Genomic DNA, 19,285 nt, shown 5'->3' with positions numbered 1-19,285 from the left:
TGTTTTTTTGAATAAATGTGTTGTGAATTGTTGGGAAAAGATATTTAATTGTTTGCGCCAAAATTTAACATTGTTTATAAAATTTGACCAATTTTGATCCATTTTTTTGCTGAGGATTAAGCGTTGAAATATAACAGCCTTAATGAGTTTTTAGATTACGTGAAAACACGTGATACACATCAACCTGAATTTCTACAAGCGGTAGAGGAAGTCATGACCAGCCTTTGGCCGTTCATTGCAAAAAATCCTCGTTATGCAGATCACGGTTTGCTAGAGCGTTTAGTAGAACCAGAACGTGCAATTCAATTCCGCGTTTCATGGGTAGATGATCAAGGTCAAACACATGTTAACCGTGCTTTCCGCGTTCAGTACAACTCGGCAATTGGTCCATTTAAAGGTGGTATGCGTTTTCATCCATCGGTGAATTTGTCTATTCTTAAGTTCTTGGGTTTTGAACAGACTTTTAAAAATGCGCTCACCACACTACCTATGGGCGGGGGTAAAGGGGGTTCAGACTTCGACCCTAAGGGCAAGTCTGAAGGTGAAATCATGCGTTTTTGCCAAGCACTGATTATTGAGTTGTATCGCCACCTTGGTTCAAATACAGATATCCCTGCGGGTGATATTGGCGTGGGGGGGCGTGAAGTGGGTTATATGACTGGCATGATGAAGAAGCTGAGCAATGACACTTCATGTGTGTTTACAGGCAAAGGTCTAAGTTTTGGTGGTTCTTTGGCCCGTCCTGAAGCAACGGGTTATGGCACAGTGTATTTTGCGGAAGAAATGCTGAAAACTCGCGGTGATAGCTTTCAAGCTAAAACGGTTACTATTTCTGGTTCAGGGAATGTGGCACAGTATGCTGCTGAAAAAGCAATGTATTTAGGTGCAAAAGTCGTTTCATTGTCCGATTCAGCAGGTACAGTATATGTCAAAAATGGCTTTACTGACGCGCTACTTGCTGAAGTGATGGAACTAAAAAATGTAAAACGTGGTCGTATCTCTGAGTTTGCTTCTAAGCATGGTTTTGAATACTTAGAAGGTCAGCGCCCTTGGTCTATTCCATGTGATATCGCTTTGCCATGTGCAACTCAAAATGAGTTAGATCAGGCCGATGCAGAAGCGCTACTTGCAAATGGTGTGATTTGTGTAGCTGAAGGGGCAAATATGCCTTCAACTTTAGATGCGGTAGAAAAGTTCGTTCAAGCGAAAATTTTATATGCACCAGGTAAGGCTTCGAATGCGGGTGGTGTTGCAACTTCTGGCTTAGAAATGTCACAAAATGCTTTACGTTTGGGTTGGACGTTTGAAGAGGTTGATGAGCGCTTACACGCGATCATGAAAGAAATTCACCGTAACTGTGTGAAATACGGTACACAAGAAGATGGCTCTGTGAACTATGTTAATGGTGCCAACATTGCAGGTTTTGTAAAAGTGGCCGATGCAATGCTTGCTCAAGGCGTATTCTAAGTTATATACACTTAGATCAATACTCAAGAAAAAAACCGAGGTATAGCCTCGGTTTTTTTCTAGGTCATTGAACGATTACAATGAGCCTTTTACCGCTTCACGTTCAATGATCATGTCTTGCACATAAGCATATTTGGATTTGTCAGCCGCAGGGTTGTGAATTTCATAACGCTTCACACGTACAATCTGACGCTCTTTCGGGTTATGCGTGAAACCGTCAATATGGTTATAAAATAATGTCCAGTCTTTATCGACTTGGGTTTTTACCCCATTTTCAGCATATTTAAGTTCACGAACTTGTAGACACTCCATATGAGCAACGCCTGTAGAACATGTTTTGGTCTCTGGTGAGATTTCTAAGAAAACAGTTTCACCTTGACTTTGATATTTCGATTCAGCTGTTTGCTTGCCTGTGAAAACAATTTTTTCACCATTCGCAGAGATCACTGTTAATGTTGGTGCTTCAGGATCATTGAGATTTAAAACGAAAGGCACTTTACGGTTGTCAAATAGGTTGGCTACGACTTTTTCTTGTGCCATGGCTTTCGGTTCACATGCCATTTGTGTTGCCATGAGGTTACCTGTCACGATTTGATTATTTTCAACTTTCCAGCTAGTCCCCATGCCGTTACAACTGGTTGCAATCCCTAGACGACCTGCTTTGTCAAAGTTTAAAACCAAAGGCTTGGGCGCATCTGTGGTATTCGCGCTCCAATGGTAGTTTGCAAGTGTTTGATCTGCATTTTGTTGTTGGAGTACAGACACAGCGATATCTCCTACTTTTTGGATATCAGAGGATTGGCAAGCGGCCAGTGCGAGTGGGAAAAGGGCAATCGCTAAATATTTTAATTTCATGGTTACAAGTTCTTGATTTAAAATAACAAGATCCATAATATCCCATCTTCTTTTTAAAAGAATGAATACATTCAGTTCTTTTCAGTTTCAGAATGTATCCATAAATATTTTTTTGTTAATTTATAATTAAAATTTATGTGTTAGTCGAAACGATAAATGTCCATACCCAGTGCACCCATGGTAAAGCTGCTATGTACAATATTAAAACGATGCCCTGTACCCATCGCAAAAAATATGGGCGAAAAGTGTTCTAAAGTTGGATGATTACGACGGACAAAAGGAATAGATTCCCAGTTTAAAACCGCATCATAGTCCTGATGACTGAGTTTTGCGACCACATGGTTCCGAAATGTCGATGCCCATTCAGGTACCGCTTGGGATTGGCCATGCCAAGACAGCTCAGCTAAGTTATGTGTGATACTTCCAGAACCAATCAGTAATACCTGCTGCTCACGAAGTGGCGCAAGCGTTTGTCCAATTCTATAAATCTCTTGGGCAGATAAGTTCATTGGCAGAGAAATCTCTACCACAGGAATGTCAGCATCAGGATACATATGTAGTAAAGGCATCCAAACGCCATGATCCCGCGGACGGGTGCCATTCGCATGTGCTGAAAAATTTGCTTCTGCCAACAAATTTAAGATTTCTTCAGCGAGCTGGGGTTGACCTGGGGCAGGGTAGCGAATGTCATAAAGTTCAGCAGGAAAGCCGCGGAAATCGTGCCATGTCTCAGGACGTATACCTGTACTTACTTCTAGTGCGTTACTTTCCCAGTGTGCAGACATAATAACGATGGCTTGTGGCTTTGGTAGGTTTAGGCTTAAACGGTGTAACGCAGGCCCAACTTGCTCAGGATTCAACGCAAGCATGGGGGAGCCATGAGAAATGAATAAGCCGGGGAGCGTTTGTAAGTTCATTGTGAAAGCCTAATAAAGGAAGATGGAAACCATTGTGTCAGATTCTGCTCATTTCAGTAATGTGAAAAACATCAACGTATTGTTCTGAAAATAGAACGGAAATTGACCTAGCCTGCCCGATGATAAGGATGATTATGGTTGATGCTCATCGCACGATATAGCTGTTCAATCAGCATTACGCGAACCATGGGGTGGGGCAAAGTGAGTTTAGATAATGACCAATGCCAAGCAGCCGCTTTACGTACTGCTTCAGAATGGCCATCAGGTCCGCCAATAGCAAGTACAATATCATTACCCTCAAGCATCCATCCTTTCATGGTTTCAGCCAGTTTTTCGGTACTAAACTCGCGTCCTCCAACCTCTAAAGCAATCAAGACTTCATTGCCTTTCATGGCATTCAAGATGCTATCGCCTTCAATTTGGCGATACTTCAAAATATCTGCTTCCGAGTCATTTTTGCCACGCTTTGCCATTGGCAGTTCAATAATTTGTGTCTGAACAAAAGGCTGAATACGTTTAAAATAATCTTCAAAACCAGTGAGCACCCACGCTGGCATTTTTTGACCAATGGTCAGAATACGGATTTTCATAATGAAGTATGTATATGGAGACGATTTATTATAACGGTGAAAGTATGGCTTTGCAGTGAGACGAAACAAAATGCAATTGAATTCATTGAGCCAATGTTGCTTAATTCAACAAATGAGTGGAATAAGAAATACTTGGAATAATAACAATGTGGCTCAAAATTTTAAAAAAACAGGCTTTTTTGTTGATTGTTGTACTGGGTACTTTCACAGGGGAGGTATTCGCAAGCAACGTCAAAATGGCTGATGAACAAAACTTACAGGTCTATTTGGAGCAGGTGATTGGTCAGGGCAAAGCACGTAATTATAAAAATCTCGACGAGCTGAATCGTGTCTCTGCATGGATTAAAGAACAGATGCGCTTGTTGGGTGTGCCATGCCAATATCAAAACTTTACGGCCAATCAGCAAATCTACCGAAATGTAGTGTGTAGTTTAAACGTCGGACGTGCAGACCGCGTGATTGTTGGGGCGCATTATGACGTCTTTGGTGAGCAAGATGGCGCCGATGACAATGCCTCTGGTGTTGCTGGTGTGATTGAAACTGCACGGATTTTGGCAGAGCAAAAGTCTAAACTACCTAATAATGTAGAGTTCGTTTTTTATAGTCTGGAAGAGCCTCCATTTTCTAAAACTCAGCAAATGGGGAGTTATGCCCACGCGAAGTCAGTCCAAGCTCACAAAGAGAAGATTAAAGGGGTGTATATTTTAGACATGATTGGTTTCTTTAGCGAGCAGCCGATTCAGAACTATCCAGTGGGTTTAAAATGGATTTATCCAACCCATGGTAATTTTATTGCAACCGTGAGTAATGTCAGTTCACGTGATTTAGGTACAGGCTACTGTGCTGCGATGCAGGAGTTGAATCAACTGGAATGTCAGCGTTTGGTTGCACCAAGCTTTGCCAATGCTTTCGATTTTTCAGATCATCTGAATTATTGGGAGTTTGATATTCCAGCAGTGATGATTACGGATACTGCTTTTTATCGAAATGCTCATTATCACGCCAAAACAGATCGTTTAGCCACATTAAATTTAACTAAAATGACCAATGTGATTGACGGGCTAGTGCAGCATTTATTGAAACCTTAATTGATCATTAAACAATAAAAAACGCAGTTCCCAAGTAGTGAGAACTGCGATAAAAGGTCATCCGTCTGGAGAATCAGATGACCATACGATTTTAAAATCGAATAAAGAGGAAACATACAGCACATACATATTCCTACTATTTATATCGGGATTTTTACAAAATTTTCAAGTCTAAATTAGCTTAAAAGGTTTATAAAAAAAGCATGTACACGTGAGGCTAGAATTTTAAGTTTATTTTATTGCATAGAATGCAAACCAATCATATTTCCTTCGCTATCGAAAGCAATCACAACATAACCATATTCGCCAATAGAAATCTTCGCTTCATGGATTTTTCCACCAAATTCCATAATACGGCTGGCTTCGTGCGCACAATCTTCACATGAAAAATAGATTAGGGTACTGTTCGCTCCTGCAACAACACCAGGCATTTTGACCAGTGCTCCAGAAGCACAGTAGGCTTGCATATCTGATGGAAATGCCCACATTTGCAGTGAATTACCATCTGAAGGTGGTGTAAGTTCAGTCAGCTGAACCTTAAAAACGGATTGGTAAAATTGTTTGGCACGAGATAAGTCATCTACATAAATTTCAAACCATCCAATTGGATTTTTCATTTTATTTGTCCTACATCTATCCCTTGATTGAATTATTGTAGTTGCTCAATGTACGACGGTATGTGGAATTCTCTACGCTGATTTGTAATAAAAAAAGAGAGCCGAAGCTCTCTCTTTTCATCATACCGAATCAGTGGCGTGCAGCTTTTTTGCCTTCATCGACTGCTTTCACAATCGGTGCCTTAACCAATGGTTCAGGCATAGATGTTAATGCTAACGGTAAAATCTCATCAATTGATTTTACTGCTTTAATCTCTAAACCTTCTTTGACATTGTCAGGGATTTCAGATAAATCACGGACGTTGTCTTGAGGAATGAAGACCAGCTTAATTCCACCACGGTGTGCTGCGAGTAGTTTCTCTTTCAAGCCACCAATACGCATTGCACGGCCCCCTAGACTGGTTTCACCTGTCATCGCGATATCAAGACGAATTGGAATACCAGTAAAGGCAGAAACCAATGCTGTCGTTAACGCGAGACCTGCAGAAGGGCCGTCTTTGGGTGTTGCACCTTCAGGTAAGTGAACGTGTACATCTGTTTCATCAAAGCGAGATGCATCAATACCGAGTTCATCTGCACGGGTACGTACCACGGTCATAGCAGCAGTAATGGATTCTTTCATCACGTCACCGAGTGAACCTGTGGTGATGAATTTGCCTTTACCTTTGACCGCTGCAACTTCAATGGTCAATAACTCACCACCGACAGAAGTCCATGCTAAACCGTTGACGCGACCGACTTGAGCTTCATCTTCCGCCATACCAAAGTCAAACTTATGTGGACCTAAGTAGTCTGGAAGGTTAGCCGAAGTCACGTCGACTTGCAGATTTTTCGCCTTTTTACTGACCGCTTCTTTTACCACTTTACGAGCAATTTTAGAGACTTCGCGCTCTAAGCTACGCACACCAGCTTCACGTGTATAACGTTGCACGATGTCACGAATCGCTTCTTCATGAACAGTCAATTCTTTTGCGCGTAGACCATTGTTCTTGATTGCTTTAGGAACAAGGTAGCGTTCAGCAATGTTGACTTTTTCATCTTCGGTATAACCCGGTAGACGAATCACTTCCATACGATCCAGTAAAGCTTCTGGAATATTCATGCTGTTGGCCGTACAAATGAACATCACTTCAGACAGGTCAAGATCCAGATCTAAGTAGTGATCGTTAAACTTGCTGTTCTGTGATGGATCGAGTACTTCAAGCAACGCAGAAGCAGGGTCGCCACGGTAGTCTTGTGCCATCTTGTCGATTTCGTCGAGCAAGAACAATGGGTTTTTCACGCCGACTTTCGTTAAAGACTGCACAATTTTACCCGGCATCGCACCGATATAGGTACGACGGTGACCACGGATTTCCGCTTCGTCACGTACGCCACCGAGTGCCATACGGACAAACTCACGACCTGTTGCTTTGGCAACCGATTCACCCAGTGAAGTTTTACCTACACCCGGAGGACCAACCAAACAAAGGATTGGGCCTTTGAGTTTTTTCACGCGCGATTGAACCGCGAGATATTCCACAATACGATCTTTCACGTCATCTAAGCCGTAATGATCGGTATCTAAAATTTCTTGCGCTTTGCTTAAGTTAATGCTGACTTTGCTGGCTTTATTCCAAGGTGTATCTAAGATGGCCTCGATATAATTGCGCACCACAGCCGCTTCACTAGATGCAGGTTGCATTGCTTTGAGTTTACGGAATTCGCTTTCCGCTTTTTTACGCACGTGTTCGGGTAAATCTGCTTCAGCAAGACGTTTTTCAATTTCAGCAACGTCATCTTCCGCACCGCCATTCATGTCAGAAAGCTCACGCTGAATGACCTTCATCTTTTCATTGAGGAAGTATTCGCGTTGATTTTTCTCCATTTGACGTTTCACTGAGTCATGTAAAGTTTGCTCAATCTGTTGTTCTTCAGATTGTTGCAATAAATACGTCATCAGTTCTTGTAGATGGGCTTCAAACTCATCGTGTTCGAGGAATTTTTGCTTCACATCAATATTCAGTGGAACACGGGTCGCTACGAAGAATAATAATTGCAGTAAATCATCAATCTTGTTCGCAGCAGCAATCAGTTCACGTGCGTTACGTAGTTTTGCTTCAGCGTATTGAGCAAACAGGGCACGTAACTCTTGTACACGTGTTTCTTGCGTTGTTTCGTCAATGTGGACTGACATTGGGCTAAGCGCATGTTCTGCTGTGAGATAATCATTTTCATCAATGATTTTTTCTAGCTTTGAACGATGTAAGCCTTCAATTAATACTTTTATACAGTTTTCATCATTTTCATGATTCACAACTTGCACAATCTTCGCGACAGTACCGTATTGATATAAGTTGTCGTGATCAATTTCTTCTGAAAGAGAATCTTTCTGAGCAACTACAAATACTAGATTGTCACTGTTACGAGCCACATCAACTGCATTGATCGATTTTTCACGACCTACAAATAGCGCGATTTGCATGTGTGGATACACCACGACATCACGTAACGCTAAAAGTGGTAATACACTTGGAACCTGAGGCTCTAAGGTTTCTTGATTCATAATAATTTCAGACATGGGCACTCCTAATGAGTGACAACGGTGTTGCCATGTTTTTTATAGTGATGGGTATTTTAAAAAATACAAGGGCAGGTCAAAATAAATTGTATAAAAAATGACTAAACATGTGATTTTTAAGTATTCTCAACAGTCAAAAATGTCAATTTTAGCGCTTGAAGCGTAAATGTTGTTGAGGGGTCAGCAGCCCATCTAAAGGCTGATCCCATGTTTCTCGAATCAAGCGCTGTGGTACTAACTGGAAGTGATGGGCCAAACCGAGGCGGAACGGACGGTGATAGGGCGCAGAAGCCAAGGTTTTGTCGTAAAAACCACCGCCCATGCCAATACGTGTGCCATAAGGGTCACACGCCAATAAGGGCATGAGCAGGAGGTCTAAATGTGAAACGTGTTGCCCACGTGTTGCCATAGGCTCTTGCATACCTAACGGATGGTGGGAAAAGCGCTTATTTTGAAATTGATTACGTGAAACTTTGACCCACACCAAGCGCTGGTTCATATTGCAAATCATTGGTAAATACACTGCTTTTTTCTGATGAAAACAATATTCAATGATTTTACGGGTCTGAATTTCCCCAAAAGCATGTAGATAAATACCGACATGCTTGGCCTGTTTGAATTCGGGCATGCGTTTTAAGCGCTGTAAAATTTGCTGTTCGGACTGCTGCTGTTGATAGGAGGAAACTTGTCTGCGTTGCTTGCGAAGCTGTTTTCTGAGTTGGGTAAGTTCAATCGACATGGTGAACGCAGTCCTGAGTATCGAAAAGATGGGTGTTAAAGTGATCGCTAAGTCAAAAAGACGGCAATTGTTTATGGTGCAATCGTTGAACCTTTTTTCAGTTCTTGCAAAATAGGGCAACAGCTATCTGTCGTGGTTTTACATTCATCCACCCAAGTTGAAAGCCGCTGTTTCAGTGCATTTAATTCTTGAATCCGTTGATCAATTTTTTCCAGACGTTGCTGAATCACATCACGGACTTTTTCGCGGTCATCCAGTTGCAAATGTAGTAGATCTTGAATTTCACTGAGCTGTAAGCCCGCATCTTTACCTTTTTGAATAAAGCCCAGAGTTTCAATGTCTTGCTGGCTGTAGTAGCGATAACTTTGGGTGGTTTCAGGAATGCGCATCAGACCAATGCGTTGATAATAACGAATCGTTTCTACATTAACATGACACTGTTTTGCCAGTTTGCCGATAGTGAGCATAAAATAATCTCCAAAAGGCTTGACTCAGTACCTAGGTACAGACTTTATGCTAACACAATCAAAAAATAAAAGGTGAGTCAGAATGAGTGAGCAACACAAAACTTCTTGCTGTTCCAAAGATAAATTAGCACCTACGGTGGTAAGGATCGACCCAGTTTGTGGTATGACAGTGGCGGAAGATTCTCCACATGTGTATGAGCATCAATCTGTTCGTTATTTGTTTTGTTGCTCAGGCTGTTTAAATAAATTTGTCGCTAACCCAGAGGCTTACTTAGGCTCAGAAAAACAATCAAGCACTTGTTGCGGTAAGCCGAAAACAGATTTAAGCAATGCTTCATCTCAGGCGAAAGAGGGTAGTGCTGTAGTTATTTCCAAAGGCTGTGGTTGCGGATCCAAACCTGTGTCAGATGCAGAGAAGCCCACATTTATTGACCCTGTGTGTGGTATGACCGTGACGGATTTAAGCAAACCGCACACCGAGTGGCAGGGGCAGGATTATTATTTTTGTAGTGAAAAGTGTCAGCAAAGATTCATTGCCAATCCAGAGGCTTATGTAAAGGTTGAACATTTAGATTCTGTAGTTAAAGCTTCAGGTTGTTGTGGGTCGACTCCGAAAGTGGTTGAGAAAAAAGCATCCTGTTGTGCGCCTAAGCCACAAACAGAACCAGATACCAAAGCCAGTTGTTGTGCACCTAAACCTAAAGCAGAACCAGCCAAAAGTAGTTGTTGCGGTGGAGGAAAGCATGAACATCATGCTCCATCTGGTTCATCCGCATTTATTGATCCTGTCTGTGGTATGTCCGTTGACCCAAATACAGAGTTAAAAACGGATTATCAGCAACAGACATATTATTTCTGTAATCCTTCTTGCTTAGATAAGTTTAAGGCTGACCCTAAGTTTTATCTGATTCCACCAGATCAGCGTCCTGTGCCTGAAGGGGCTGCGGATATGGACTATACCTGTCCGATGGACCCTGAAATTGTACAAAAAGGACCGGGGACGTGTCCGATTTGTGGTATGGCACTCGAGCCGATGCAACCGACTTTAGATGATGCACCCAACCCAGAGTTGGTGGACTTTAGCCATCGCTTTTGGATGACTTTACCACTGACGTTGATTGTATTTGTACTGGCGATGGGTTCGCACATTCATAGTTTCATTTCACCGCATATTCAGCCGTGGATTGAGCTAGTCCTCGCGACTCCTGTGGTGCTGTGGGCGGGTAAACCCTTTATTGAACGTTGCTGGACTTCGTATAAAACCCGCAACCTCAATATGTGGAGCCTTATTGGTGTCGGGGTGTTGGCCGCTTATATTTATAGTGTCGTGGCAACGATTTTCCCAAGTGTGATTCCAATGGAAGCCAAAACTGGGCACGGCGTTGCAGTGTACTTTGAAGCGGCCTGTATGATCGTGTCTCTAAGTTTGCTTGGTCAAATCATGGAACTGAAAGCGCGTGCCAAAACCGCAGACTCACTCAAAGCCTTACTGAAACTGCAAGTCAACACGGCCAAGTTGGTTCAAAACGATCAAGTGGTTGAAGTGGATATTGGTATGGTCAAACAAGGCGATATTTTACAAATTGCCTCAGGTGAGCAGATTCCACTCGATGGTGTAGTGGTGGAAGGCAAAACCTATGTCGATGAAGCCATGATGACGGGCGAACCTGTACCTGTGAAAAAGCAAGTGCATGACACGGTGATCGGTGGTACGGTCAATCAACAAGGCAGTATTCGTATTCAAACCACGGCGGTCGGGGCGAATACCACTTTGGCGAAAATGATTCAAACGGTAGCAGAAGCACAGCGTTCAAAAGCGCCGTTACAACGTTTGGCCGATGTATTTGCCAAGTACTTTGTCATCATCGTGTTATTGATTAGTGTGCTGACCTTTGCTGCTTGGATGATCTTTGGTGGTGCACAATTTGACTTGGCTCTGATGTGTGCGGTGGCGGTACTGATTATTGCTTGCCCATGTGCGCTGGGTTTAGCAACGCCAATGTCTGTAATGGCCACGACAGGGCGTGCAGCGCAGAAAGGGGTACTGTTTAAAGATGCAGAGGCGATTGAAGCGTTAAGTAAGGTCAATACATTGATTGTCGATAAAACAGGGACTCTGACGGAAGGTAAACCAAGTCTTAAAGAAATTCAGTTGCTCAGTCCAAATGTAGAACAAACTCAAGTAGAACAGTGGATTGCCTCGATTGAGCAATATTCTAGTCATCCGATTGCTCAAACTCTGACTCAAATTGTCCCTGCACAGCAATTGCTTAAAGTAGCAGACTTTGAAGATGTGACTGGGTTTGGTGTCAAAGGGCAGATCGGCGAGCAAACCCTCTATATTGGCAGCCAAAAGTTGCTAGAACAACTCGGCATTACTTTAAATGATACTTTGCAAAGCCAGTTGAATCAGCAGCGTGCGACAGGCAATGTGATCAGTTTCTTAAGCAATAACCAAGAAGTGCTGGCTTATATTTCTATTCACGATGCGATTAAAGCCAATGCTCAGCAAGTCATTCAACAGCTGATTGATGATGGTATTGAAGTGGTCATGGCAACAGGTGACCATGAGCAAAATGCCCAGTTGGTGGCTAAGGAATTGGGTATTCAACAAGTCTATGGCAACTGTACGCCAACTGAAAAACTGGAGATCGTGAAGAAATATCAGGCCCAAGGTAAAATTGTGGCGATGGCGGGAGATGGGATTAATGATGCACCAGCCTTAGCACAAGCGAATGTCGGGATTGCTATGGGGAACGGAACTGATATCGCGAAACAAACTGCGCAAGTCACTTTGGTGAAGGGTGACATTCGTGGAGCAGCCGATGCGCTACATATGGCGAAACTGGGTGTTCGTAATATGAAACAGAACCTTGCGTTTTCCTTTGTGTATAACGGTTTGGGTGTACCTGTGGCAGCAGGAATTTTCTACCCATTAACAGGTTTATTACTCACCCCGATGTTTGCTGCGGTGGCGATGTCACTGAGTTCGTTGTCTGTGGTTTTGAACGCTTTACGTCTGCAAAAAGCAAAATAAAACAAGCTCTTTTTGAAAATCTGATTTAAACCAAAGTCCATAAGAAAGCGCTTTTGAGAAGGCGCTTTTTTATGGCGTGTGGAAGTTAAGAACGGAGTAATCTTTTAATAGATAGCCCTGCGATAATTCTCAAGTTGAAGACCCTTTCTTATTTTGCGCTGATTGAATAAATAAAATTCTCTTGAATGAGGCACTGAGTTCTCATCATTGAAAAGTTAAGAAATGGGTCTAGATAATCCACCGCCTAAAGCTTTGTATAATTCGATTTGAGTATTCAATTTGGTTTGTTCAAGCATGAGTAGACCTTGTTGAGCTGCGTAAGCAGAGCGTTGAGCATCCAACACGGTTAAATAACTCTCTATGCCTGCTTTAAAACGAGCCGTGGATAATTTGTAGGTGGTATTGGTCGCAGAAACCAAACGGCGTTGCGCATTTAAACGATTTTCGATATGAGCCTGTGCAGCCAAGGCATCATTGACCTCACGGAATGCAGACTGAATAGCTTTTTCATAATTCGCCAATGCAATTTTTTGTTCTGTTTCAGCAATCTTAATATTGGCTTTACGCGTTCCCCAATCAAAGATAGGAAGTTCAATACTTGGTCCAACTGACCAAGAAAAACCGCCAGATTTAAATAAATCTTTTAGTTCAGTTGAGGCATAACCTGTAGAACCTGTCAGACTAATGTTTGGATACATACGTGCTTTTGCTGCGCCAATATTTGCGCCTGTTGCTTTAAGTTGATATTCAGCCGCTTTTAGATCAGGGCGATTATTGAGTAAATCACTACTTAAGCCTGTCGCAAAGTTGGTCTCCATACTGATACTTTTCACGGCATGATTTGGGAGAAGGTGTTGAGGAACAACTTGCCCAGCCAATAGATTGAGTAAATTCTGTGCCTGTAATACTTGAGTTTTATACGCAGCCACATCATTTGTGGCAGTCTCTACGGAAATCTGTGCTTGACGCAAAGGGACTTCACTTTCAATACCCGCATCAAAACGTTTTTTGTTCAGATTGTATGCATCAAGTTGCGCTTTAAGTGTTTGTTCAGCAAAGTTTAAATTGGCTTGAGCATAGGCGTAATCCAACCAAGCTTGAGAAACTTGGCTGACTAAACTGATCTGTGTGGCTTCTTGTGCGCTTTGCGTGGCAAAGTAATTATTCAACGCCACATCTTTTAAGCTTTTCACACGTCCCCAAAAATCCAGTTCATAGGCTGTCATACCAAGCCCGACTTGGAAAGCTGAATAAGGATTATTGGGATTCATAGAAGCGTTGACTTGTCGAATCGCACTACCATTTGCACCAATAGTCGCTAGTTGATCATTTTTGCTGATTTGGTACTGTTGCTGTGCACGTTGAATATTCAACGTGGCTGTACGTAAATCACGATTGTGATCTAAGCTGATTTCAATCACTTGTAATAATTGCGTATCAACAAAGAATTGTTTATAGCCCTGATGTGCAATCGAAATTCCTATGTTTGTCTGCGCAAAATTCTGTGGAATATCTGATTTGATCATCGGCTGAGGTGCTTGCATATTCATACACGCCGTTATTGTCATTGAAAGCGTAGAGATGAGTAGCCCACGAGATAAGACAGTCACTTTAGACATGGTCTTCTCCAAATAATATAAAGATGAATGCAGAGGAGAGAACAGAGAAAATCGTTTGATTTTCTCTGTTCAATGCTATTTAAGATGGATTTTTTTCTTTCGAAGAAAACAGCTTTTCAACTGCACCCAAGACAAAGATAAAGAAGACAGGTACAAAGAAAATCGCCAGAATCGTTGCTGAGATCATGCCACCAAATACGCCTGTGCCTAAGGCATGTTGGGTTTCTGAACTTGCGCCTGATGCGATGACCAATGGAATTACACCACAAGTAAAGGCAAGTGAAGTCATTAGAATCGGGCGTAAACGAAGTTTTGCTGCCGCAACAGTGGCTTCAATTAAACTCATGCCTTCTTCCTTGAGCATCTTGGCAAATTCAACAATCAAAATGGCATTCTTGGCAGATAAACCGATGATGGTAATCAAGCCAATTTTAAAGAACACATCATTCATCATACCTCTCGACATAATTGCCACAATTGCACCGAAAATACCCAGTGGTACGACGAGCATCACTGACAGTGGAATTGCCCAACTTTCATAGAGTGCAGCGAGTACAAGGAAGACCACCAGCATAGATAAACCGAGTAAGAACGCCATTTGTGATTCAGACTGTTTTTCCTGTAAGGAAATACCCGTCCATTCATAACCAATGCCTTTCGGTAATTTGGCAATCAGTTGTTCCATTTCACGCATCGCATCACCAGATGATGTATCAAAGTTTGGAATCCCTGCAATACTCAAAGATGGTCGACCGTTATAGCGATTATATTGTTGTGGTGCTTTGCTCCATTGTGGTGTAACCACTTCGGATAAAGAAACTAATTGCCCATTCGAGCCAGCCACTTTCAGGTTTAAAATATCTTTCAATTGCATCCGTGCTTTGGCATCAACTTGAACAATCACTTGTTGCATACGACCCTGATTCGGAAAGTCGTTGATATACATAGATCCCATTGAGGTCGAGATGATGTCGGAGACATCAGAGAACTTCACCCCTAAAACATTAAGTTTTTCACGATCAATTTTTAAAGAAATGTTGTCACCTTGTGGTAGACCTTCATTCCACACCATATAGAATTTTTTATTCTTGGCAGCCATTGCCATTAACTGGTCTTGAGCAGCCAGTAGCGCAGGCATACCTAAGTTGGCTCGATCTTGTAAACGTAAACTAAAACCTGAAAAAGTGCCCAATTCATCAATGGCAGGCGGAAGTACCGCCATGGTTGCACCTTCTTTACTGTTCGCCATGGTTGCATTGACGGTATTGGTCATTTCGGTTGCTGTCGATGTGCGGTCTTTAAAATCGGCAAGGGTCGTAAACGCGACTGCCACGTTTTGTCCCGAACCACTAAAGCCCCAACCCATAATAGTAGTGTTACTTTTCACATTTGGATTGTCTTTTAGACTGCTTTCAAACTCATTCACCACATTTCGAGTACGTTCAGTAGTCGCATCCGATGGCAGTTGGAAAGAGGTGAGAAACCAGCCTTGATCTTCTTCGGGCATAAATGCTGTGGGCCAATATTTCATGCTTGCAAAGGTAATGCCCGTAATCACCACAAAGATCACCATCATCGGAATACTGTGCTTGATGACTTTGAGTAGCATCATTTCATATTTTTTGGTGACTTTGTCAAAGCTACGATCAAACCATGCAAAGAAACCTTTCTTTTGATGATGACCATCAATCGGTTTTAGAATGGTGGCGCAGAGAGCAGGGGTTAAGATCAAAGCCAATAATGCGGAGAACAGAATGGACACTGACATGGTTAATGTAAATTGCTGATAGATAATCCCCACTGAACCACTCGCAAACGCCATCGGTAAAAACACCGCAGCCAGTACCAGTGTAATCCCGATAATTGGACTGGTGATTTCCTTCATTGCTTTAGAGGTCGCTTCTTTAGGAGATAAACCTTCTGTCGCCATGATTCGTTCTACGTTTTCAACCACTACAATTGCATCATCAACGATGATCCCAATCGCAAGCACCATACCAAACATGGTCAGTACGTTGATGGAAAAGCCTGCCAATAGCATGACCGCAAAAGTACCTAGCAATGCAATTGGCGCGACAATCGCAGGAATTAAGGTATAACGAACATTATGCAAGAACAGATACATTACAATGAAAACCAGAACCATAGCTTCGAGTAAGGTATGAATCACTTTCTCAATCGAAATTTTAACGAAAGGTGCAGTGTCATAAGGAACACTGATTTGCATCCCTTCTGGTAAATTCAACTTTAGTTCTTCGATTTTGGCTTTAACACCCTCCGCCGTTTTGACGGCATTCGCGCCCGGACTGAGTTGGATTGCAGCAGCCGTAGCAGGTTTACCATCTTCCAAAATGGCAAAATTATAGGCTTGTGAGCCGATTTCAACCTTGGCGACATCAGACAGCTTGATCACACTACCATTGGTTTTACTTTTTAAACTGATATTTCTAAATTGCTCAACATTGCCCAATTGTCCTTGTGCAGAGAGCGGTACAGTGATCAGTTGACCTTTTTCAGCAGGCATATCTCCAAGACGACCGGGTGCAATTTCAACATTGTTCTCGCGAATCGCTGTATTCACATCACTAATTGACAGGCCATAAGACACCAGTTTATTGGGGTCGACCCAAATTCGCATGGCTTTTTCTGCACCGAAGGATTGAACTTTACCAACACCTTCAACACGTTTCAGTTCTTCCACCACATTGCGAACCAAATAATCACTCAGATCAACTTCAGAATATTGACCATTCGGTGAGTTGATACCGACTAACATCAAAAAGCCTGATGAAGATGCTTCGACTTGTAAGCCTTGTTGACGAACCACTTGTGGTAGACGTGCTTCAACCGCTTTGATTTTGTTTTGCACATCGACTTGTGCCATTTCAACATCAGTACCCGGTTTAAAGGTCGCTGAGATTTGCGCTGTACCAGAGGTATCTGTGGTCGAACTATAATAAAGCAAGTTTTTAACCCCAGATAATTCTCTTTCGATCAAGGTCACAACACTGTCATTAATGGTTTTTGCCGTTGCGCCGGGATAAGTCGCACTAATGTTGACTTGAGGTGGCGCGACACTTGGAAAGCGAGCAATCGGCAGTTTGGGGATACTGAGTAGCCCAAACAGGATAATGAAAATCGCAATCACCCATGCAAACACAGGGCGGCGAATGAAAAATTGTGACATCATCATTTCGCTCCTTGAGTCATAGGTGAGGTGCTATTGTTCGATGATGGTGCTTTCCAAGTCGTGAGTTGCAGTTTTTGGTTCGCTTGGATACGTTCAATCCCTTCAACGACCACTTTGTCACCTGTTTTTAATCCCTTATTGGCAATGTAATACTGCTCATATTGCTGACCCAATTCGATTGGGCGAATATCTGCTGCTCCTTTGGCATTGATGACATAGACTTGTGGATCACCATTGATATTACGTTGAATCGCTTGGGCAGGGACGAGTAAAGCTTGAGGAACAGAAGCACGGTCGATATTGACGCGGACATACATCCCCGGAAGGAGTTTTCGTTCAGGGTTTTGCACTTCAATTCGAATGGTGACATCGCCTGTTTCGGGATCGACATTAATATCTTCAAACAGCATCTTCGCACTGACTTTATAAGGCTGTCCGTGGCTGTTGGAAATCCGAACGGTCTTCTCATTATTTGCCGATAACTCACCGCTTTGTAGTGCGATCTGTAGTCGTTCATATTCGCTAATAGATTGCTTTACATCGACATAGACTTTGTCGATTTGTTGAACAGTCGCCATGGTATTGGTATCACCTTGACTCACCAAAGCACCTTCAGTCACGAATGATTGTCCGATACGACCTGAAATCGGTGCGCGTACAGTGGCATATTGTAGATTCAGGTTTTGACGAGTCAGCAAGGCTTTCATTTGTGCAACATCAGCCAAAGCCTGACGGTATTCCGCTTGAGCATTACTGACTTCTTGCTTACTAATCGCATTGCTAGGCAGTAATTGTTCATAACGTGCTAGCTGAACTTTTAAACGTGCAACCTCAGCTTCTGCTTTATTGAGTGAAGCCTGATTACTATTCACATCGGCTTGAAAGATTTCTGAATTAATTTTATAGAGTGCTTGTCCTGCTTTAACTTCACTGCCTTGAGTAAACAATACCTTTTCAATAATGCCACCGACTTGTGGACGTATTTCAGCAGTACGGAAGGCTTGTACACGCGCAGGGAGGTTCTCACTAAAATTCACCGACTGCGGTTGAAGATTGAGTACGCTTACTTTTGCAGGAGCAGCTTCTGCCTGAGTTGCTTGCTCTGAGCCACACCCTTGTAGTATCAGTCCGATAGATAAAAATAATGGAAGTAAAAGATGCTTTTGCATACTGTCCAAGCCTTGGGAGTTTTTGATGCTGTCATTATTTTTGAGAAGTGTGTAACGATGATCTCTGAAATGTGGAAAAAGTGTGGAGATACACAGATAAATCGGCGTATTATGGAGATTGACTGAAATTATTCGATAACCTATTCATGTTCGAAGCTTCATTTTCTTTTGATTGCCATGACAAACAGATTCTTGTTGTAGAAGATGAGTATGAGATTGGCGATATTATCGAGCACTATTTAAAACGTGAAGGGATGCACGTGATTCGTGCGATGAATGGCAAGCAAGCAATTGAAATACATGCAGCACAAGTAATTGATTTAATTGTGCTCGATATTAAGTTGCCTGAGCTAAACGGTTGGGAAGTGCTAAGTAAAATTCGTCAAAAAGCACAAACGCCTGTCATTATGTTAACGGCACTTGATCAAGATATTGATAAAGTGATGGCACTCAGAATTGGTGCGGATGACTTTGTGGTCAAACCTTTTAACCCAAATGAAGTGGTTGCACGGGTGCAAGCTGTCTTAAGAAGAACTCAGCACAGTATGCAAGCCCAGCAGAAGCAGTTGTTGTATAGAAATATTGAAATTAATACAGAACTTCGTAGTGTCTATGTACAGCGACAGAATAAAAAGATTTTACTGAATCTGACGTTAACGGAATATAAAATTCTTCTGTTAATGATTGATCATCCACATAAAGTATTTAGTCGTAGTGAGCTGATGAACCAATGCTTGCCAGATAGTGATGCGCTTGAACGTACAGTTGACAGTCATGTGAGTAAGTTAAGAAAGAAACTTGAAGAGCAAGGACTTGAGCAGATACTAATGAATGTACGTGGGGTCGGGTACCGATTAGATCAGCCAAAAGACTTGCAATGAGTAATATAAAACCGTGCAAGATGTGGAGAATGCGAAGGAATAGGGCTAGAAAATAATATGAAAAATAAGTCAGGTATTAGTACACAGTT

At 42.3% G+C, this 19,285-nt stretch carries 14 protein-coding genes; 4 read left to right on the top strand and 10 right to left on the bottom strand.

Features of this window, described 5'->3' with window-relative positions; all coding sequences use genetic code 11:
- Positions 1–123: 123 nt before the first annotated feature.
- On the top strand, positions 124–1,467 hold the full coding sequence (gdhA, locus tag DPG01_RS14985; protein ID WP_110975655.1) for an NADP-specific glutamate dehydrogenase: 1,344 nt from the start codon (positions 124–126) through the stop codon (positions 1,465–1,467).
- A gap of 75 nt (positions 1,468–1,542) precedes the next feature.
- On the opposite strand, the gene DPG01_RS14980 is transcribed toward gdhA, so the two are convergent.
- From DPG01_RS14980 to rlmH, 3 genes are all read right to left on the bottom strand, one after another.
- Positions 1,543–2,322 carry an META and DUF4377 domain-containing protein gene (locus DPG01_RS14980; RefSeq protein WP_110975663.1) on the bottom strand — a complete coding sequence of 260 codons (780 nt, stop codon included), beginning with the start codon at positions 2,320–2,322 and terminating at the stop codon, positions 1,543–1,545.
- 140 nt (positions 2,323–2,462) lie between these two features.
- A complete protein-coding gene (locus tag DPG01_RS14975; RefSeq protein WP_110975654.1) occupies positions 2,463–3,239 on the bottom strand; it encodes a dioxygenase in 777 nt (258 codons plus the stop codon).
- A gap of 107 nt (positions 3,240–3,346) precedes the next feature.
- A complete protein-coding gene (gene rlmH, locus DPG01_RS14970; protein ID WP_004980899.1) occupies positions 3,347–3,829 on the bottom strand; it encodes a 23S rRNA (pseudouridine(1915)-N(3))-methyltransferase RlmH in 483 nt (160 codons plus the stop codon).
- A gap of 146 nt (positions 3,830–3,975) precedes the next feature.
- On the opposite strand from rlmH, the gene DPG01_RS14965 reads away from it, so the two are divergent.
- Positions 3,976–4,917, top strand: a complete 942-nt coding sequence (locus DPG01_RS14965) for a M20/M25/M40 family metallo-hydrolase (protein WP_110975653.1) — start codon at positions 3,976–3,978, stop codon at positions 4,915–4,917.
- A 236-nt stretch (positions 4,918–5,153) separates the two neighbouring features.
- Here the strand turns inward: DPG01_RS14965 and DPG01_RS14960 are convergent, their stop codons facing one another.
- The 4 genes from DPG01_RS14960 to DPG01_RS14945 form a co-directional block, all read right to left on the bottom strand.
- Positions 5,154–5,534, bottom strand: coding sequence for a VOC family protein (locus DPG01_RS14960; protein WP_110975652.1), 381 nt, complete (start codon positions 5,532–5,534; stop codon positions 5,154–5,156).
- Positions 5,535–5,664: 130 nt separating this feature from the next.
- Entirely contained in the window at positions 5,665–8,094 is a 2,430-nt protein-coding gene (lon, locus tag DPG01_RS14955) for an endopeptidase La (RefSeq protein WP_110975651.1), read from the bottom strand.
- 148 nt (positions 8,095–8,242) lie between these two features.
- Entirely contained in the window at positions 8,243–8,833 is a 591-nt protein-coding gene (locus DPG01_RS14950; protein WP_110975650.1) for a 5-formyltetrahydrofolate cyclo-ligase, read from the bottom strand.
- A gap of 71 nt (positions 8,834–8,904) precedes the next feature.
- A complete protein-coding gene (locus DPG01_RS14945; RefSeq protein WP_110975649.1) occupies positions 8,905–9,300 on the bottom strand; it encodes a MerR family transcriptional regulator in 396 nt (131 codons plus the stop codon).
- A gap of 82 nt (positions 9,301–9,382) precedes the next feature.
- On the opposite strand from DPG01_RS14945, the gene DPG01_RS14940 reads away from it, so the two are divergent.
- Positions 9,383–12,337: a heavy metal translocating P-type ATPase gene (locus DPG01_RS14940; protein WP_110975648.1), complete on the top strand. Its 2,955-nt coding sequence runs from the start codon at positions 9,383–9,385 to the stop codon at positions 12,335–12,337.
- A gap of 215 nt (positions 12,338–12,552) precedes the next feature.
- Here DPG01_RS14940 and adeC read toward each other — a convergent pair whose 3' ends face one another.
- From adeC to DPG01_RS14925, 3 genes are all read right to left on the bottom strand, one after another.
- Positions 12,553–13,956, bottom strand: a complete 1,404-nt coding sequence (adeC, locus tag DPG01_RS14935) for an AdeC/AdeK/OprM family multidrug efflux complex outer membrane factor (protein ID WP_110975647.1) — start codon at positions 13,954–13,956, stop codon at positions 12,553–12,555.
- A gap of 79 nt (positions 13,957–14,035) precedes the next feature.
- Complete coding sequence (locus DPG01_RS14930; protein WP_110975646.1) at positions 14,036–17,146, bottom strand: efflux RND transporter permease subunit; 3,111 nt, start codon at positions 17,144–17,146, stop codon at positions 14,036–14,038.
- Positions 17,146–18,315, bottom strand: a complete 1,170-nt coding sequence (locus DPG01_RS14925; RefSeq protein WP_110975645.1) for an efflux RND transporter periplasmic adaptor subunit — start codon at positions 18,313–18,315, stop codon at positions 17,146–17,148. Before DPG01_RS14925 ends, DPG01_RS14930 begins: the two co-directional genes overlap by 1 nt.
- A 146-nt stretch (positions 18,316–18,461) precedes the next feature.
- Here DPG01_RS14925 and adeR point away from each other — a divergent pair, with 146 nt between their 5' ends.
- Entirely contained in the window at positions 18,462–19,196 is a 735-nt protein-coding gene (gene adeR, locus DPG01_RS14920; protein WP_110975644.1) for an efflux system response regulator transcription factor AdeR, read from the top strand.
- The last annotated feature ends 89 nt before the right edge of the window (positions 19,197–19,285 follow it).

The sequence above is a fragment of the Acinetobacter sp. WCHAc060042 genome, assembly GCF_003231195.1.
Lineage (GTDB): Bacteria > Pseudomonadota > Gammaproteobacteria > Pseudomonadales > Moraxellaceae > Acinetobacter.
The sequence above is the reverse complement of the archived record's forward strand: the minus strand, read 5'-3'. Positions and strand labels throughout refer to the sequence as shown.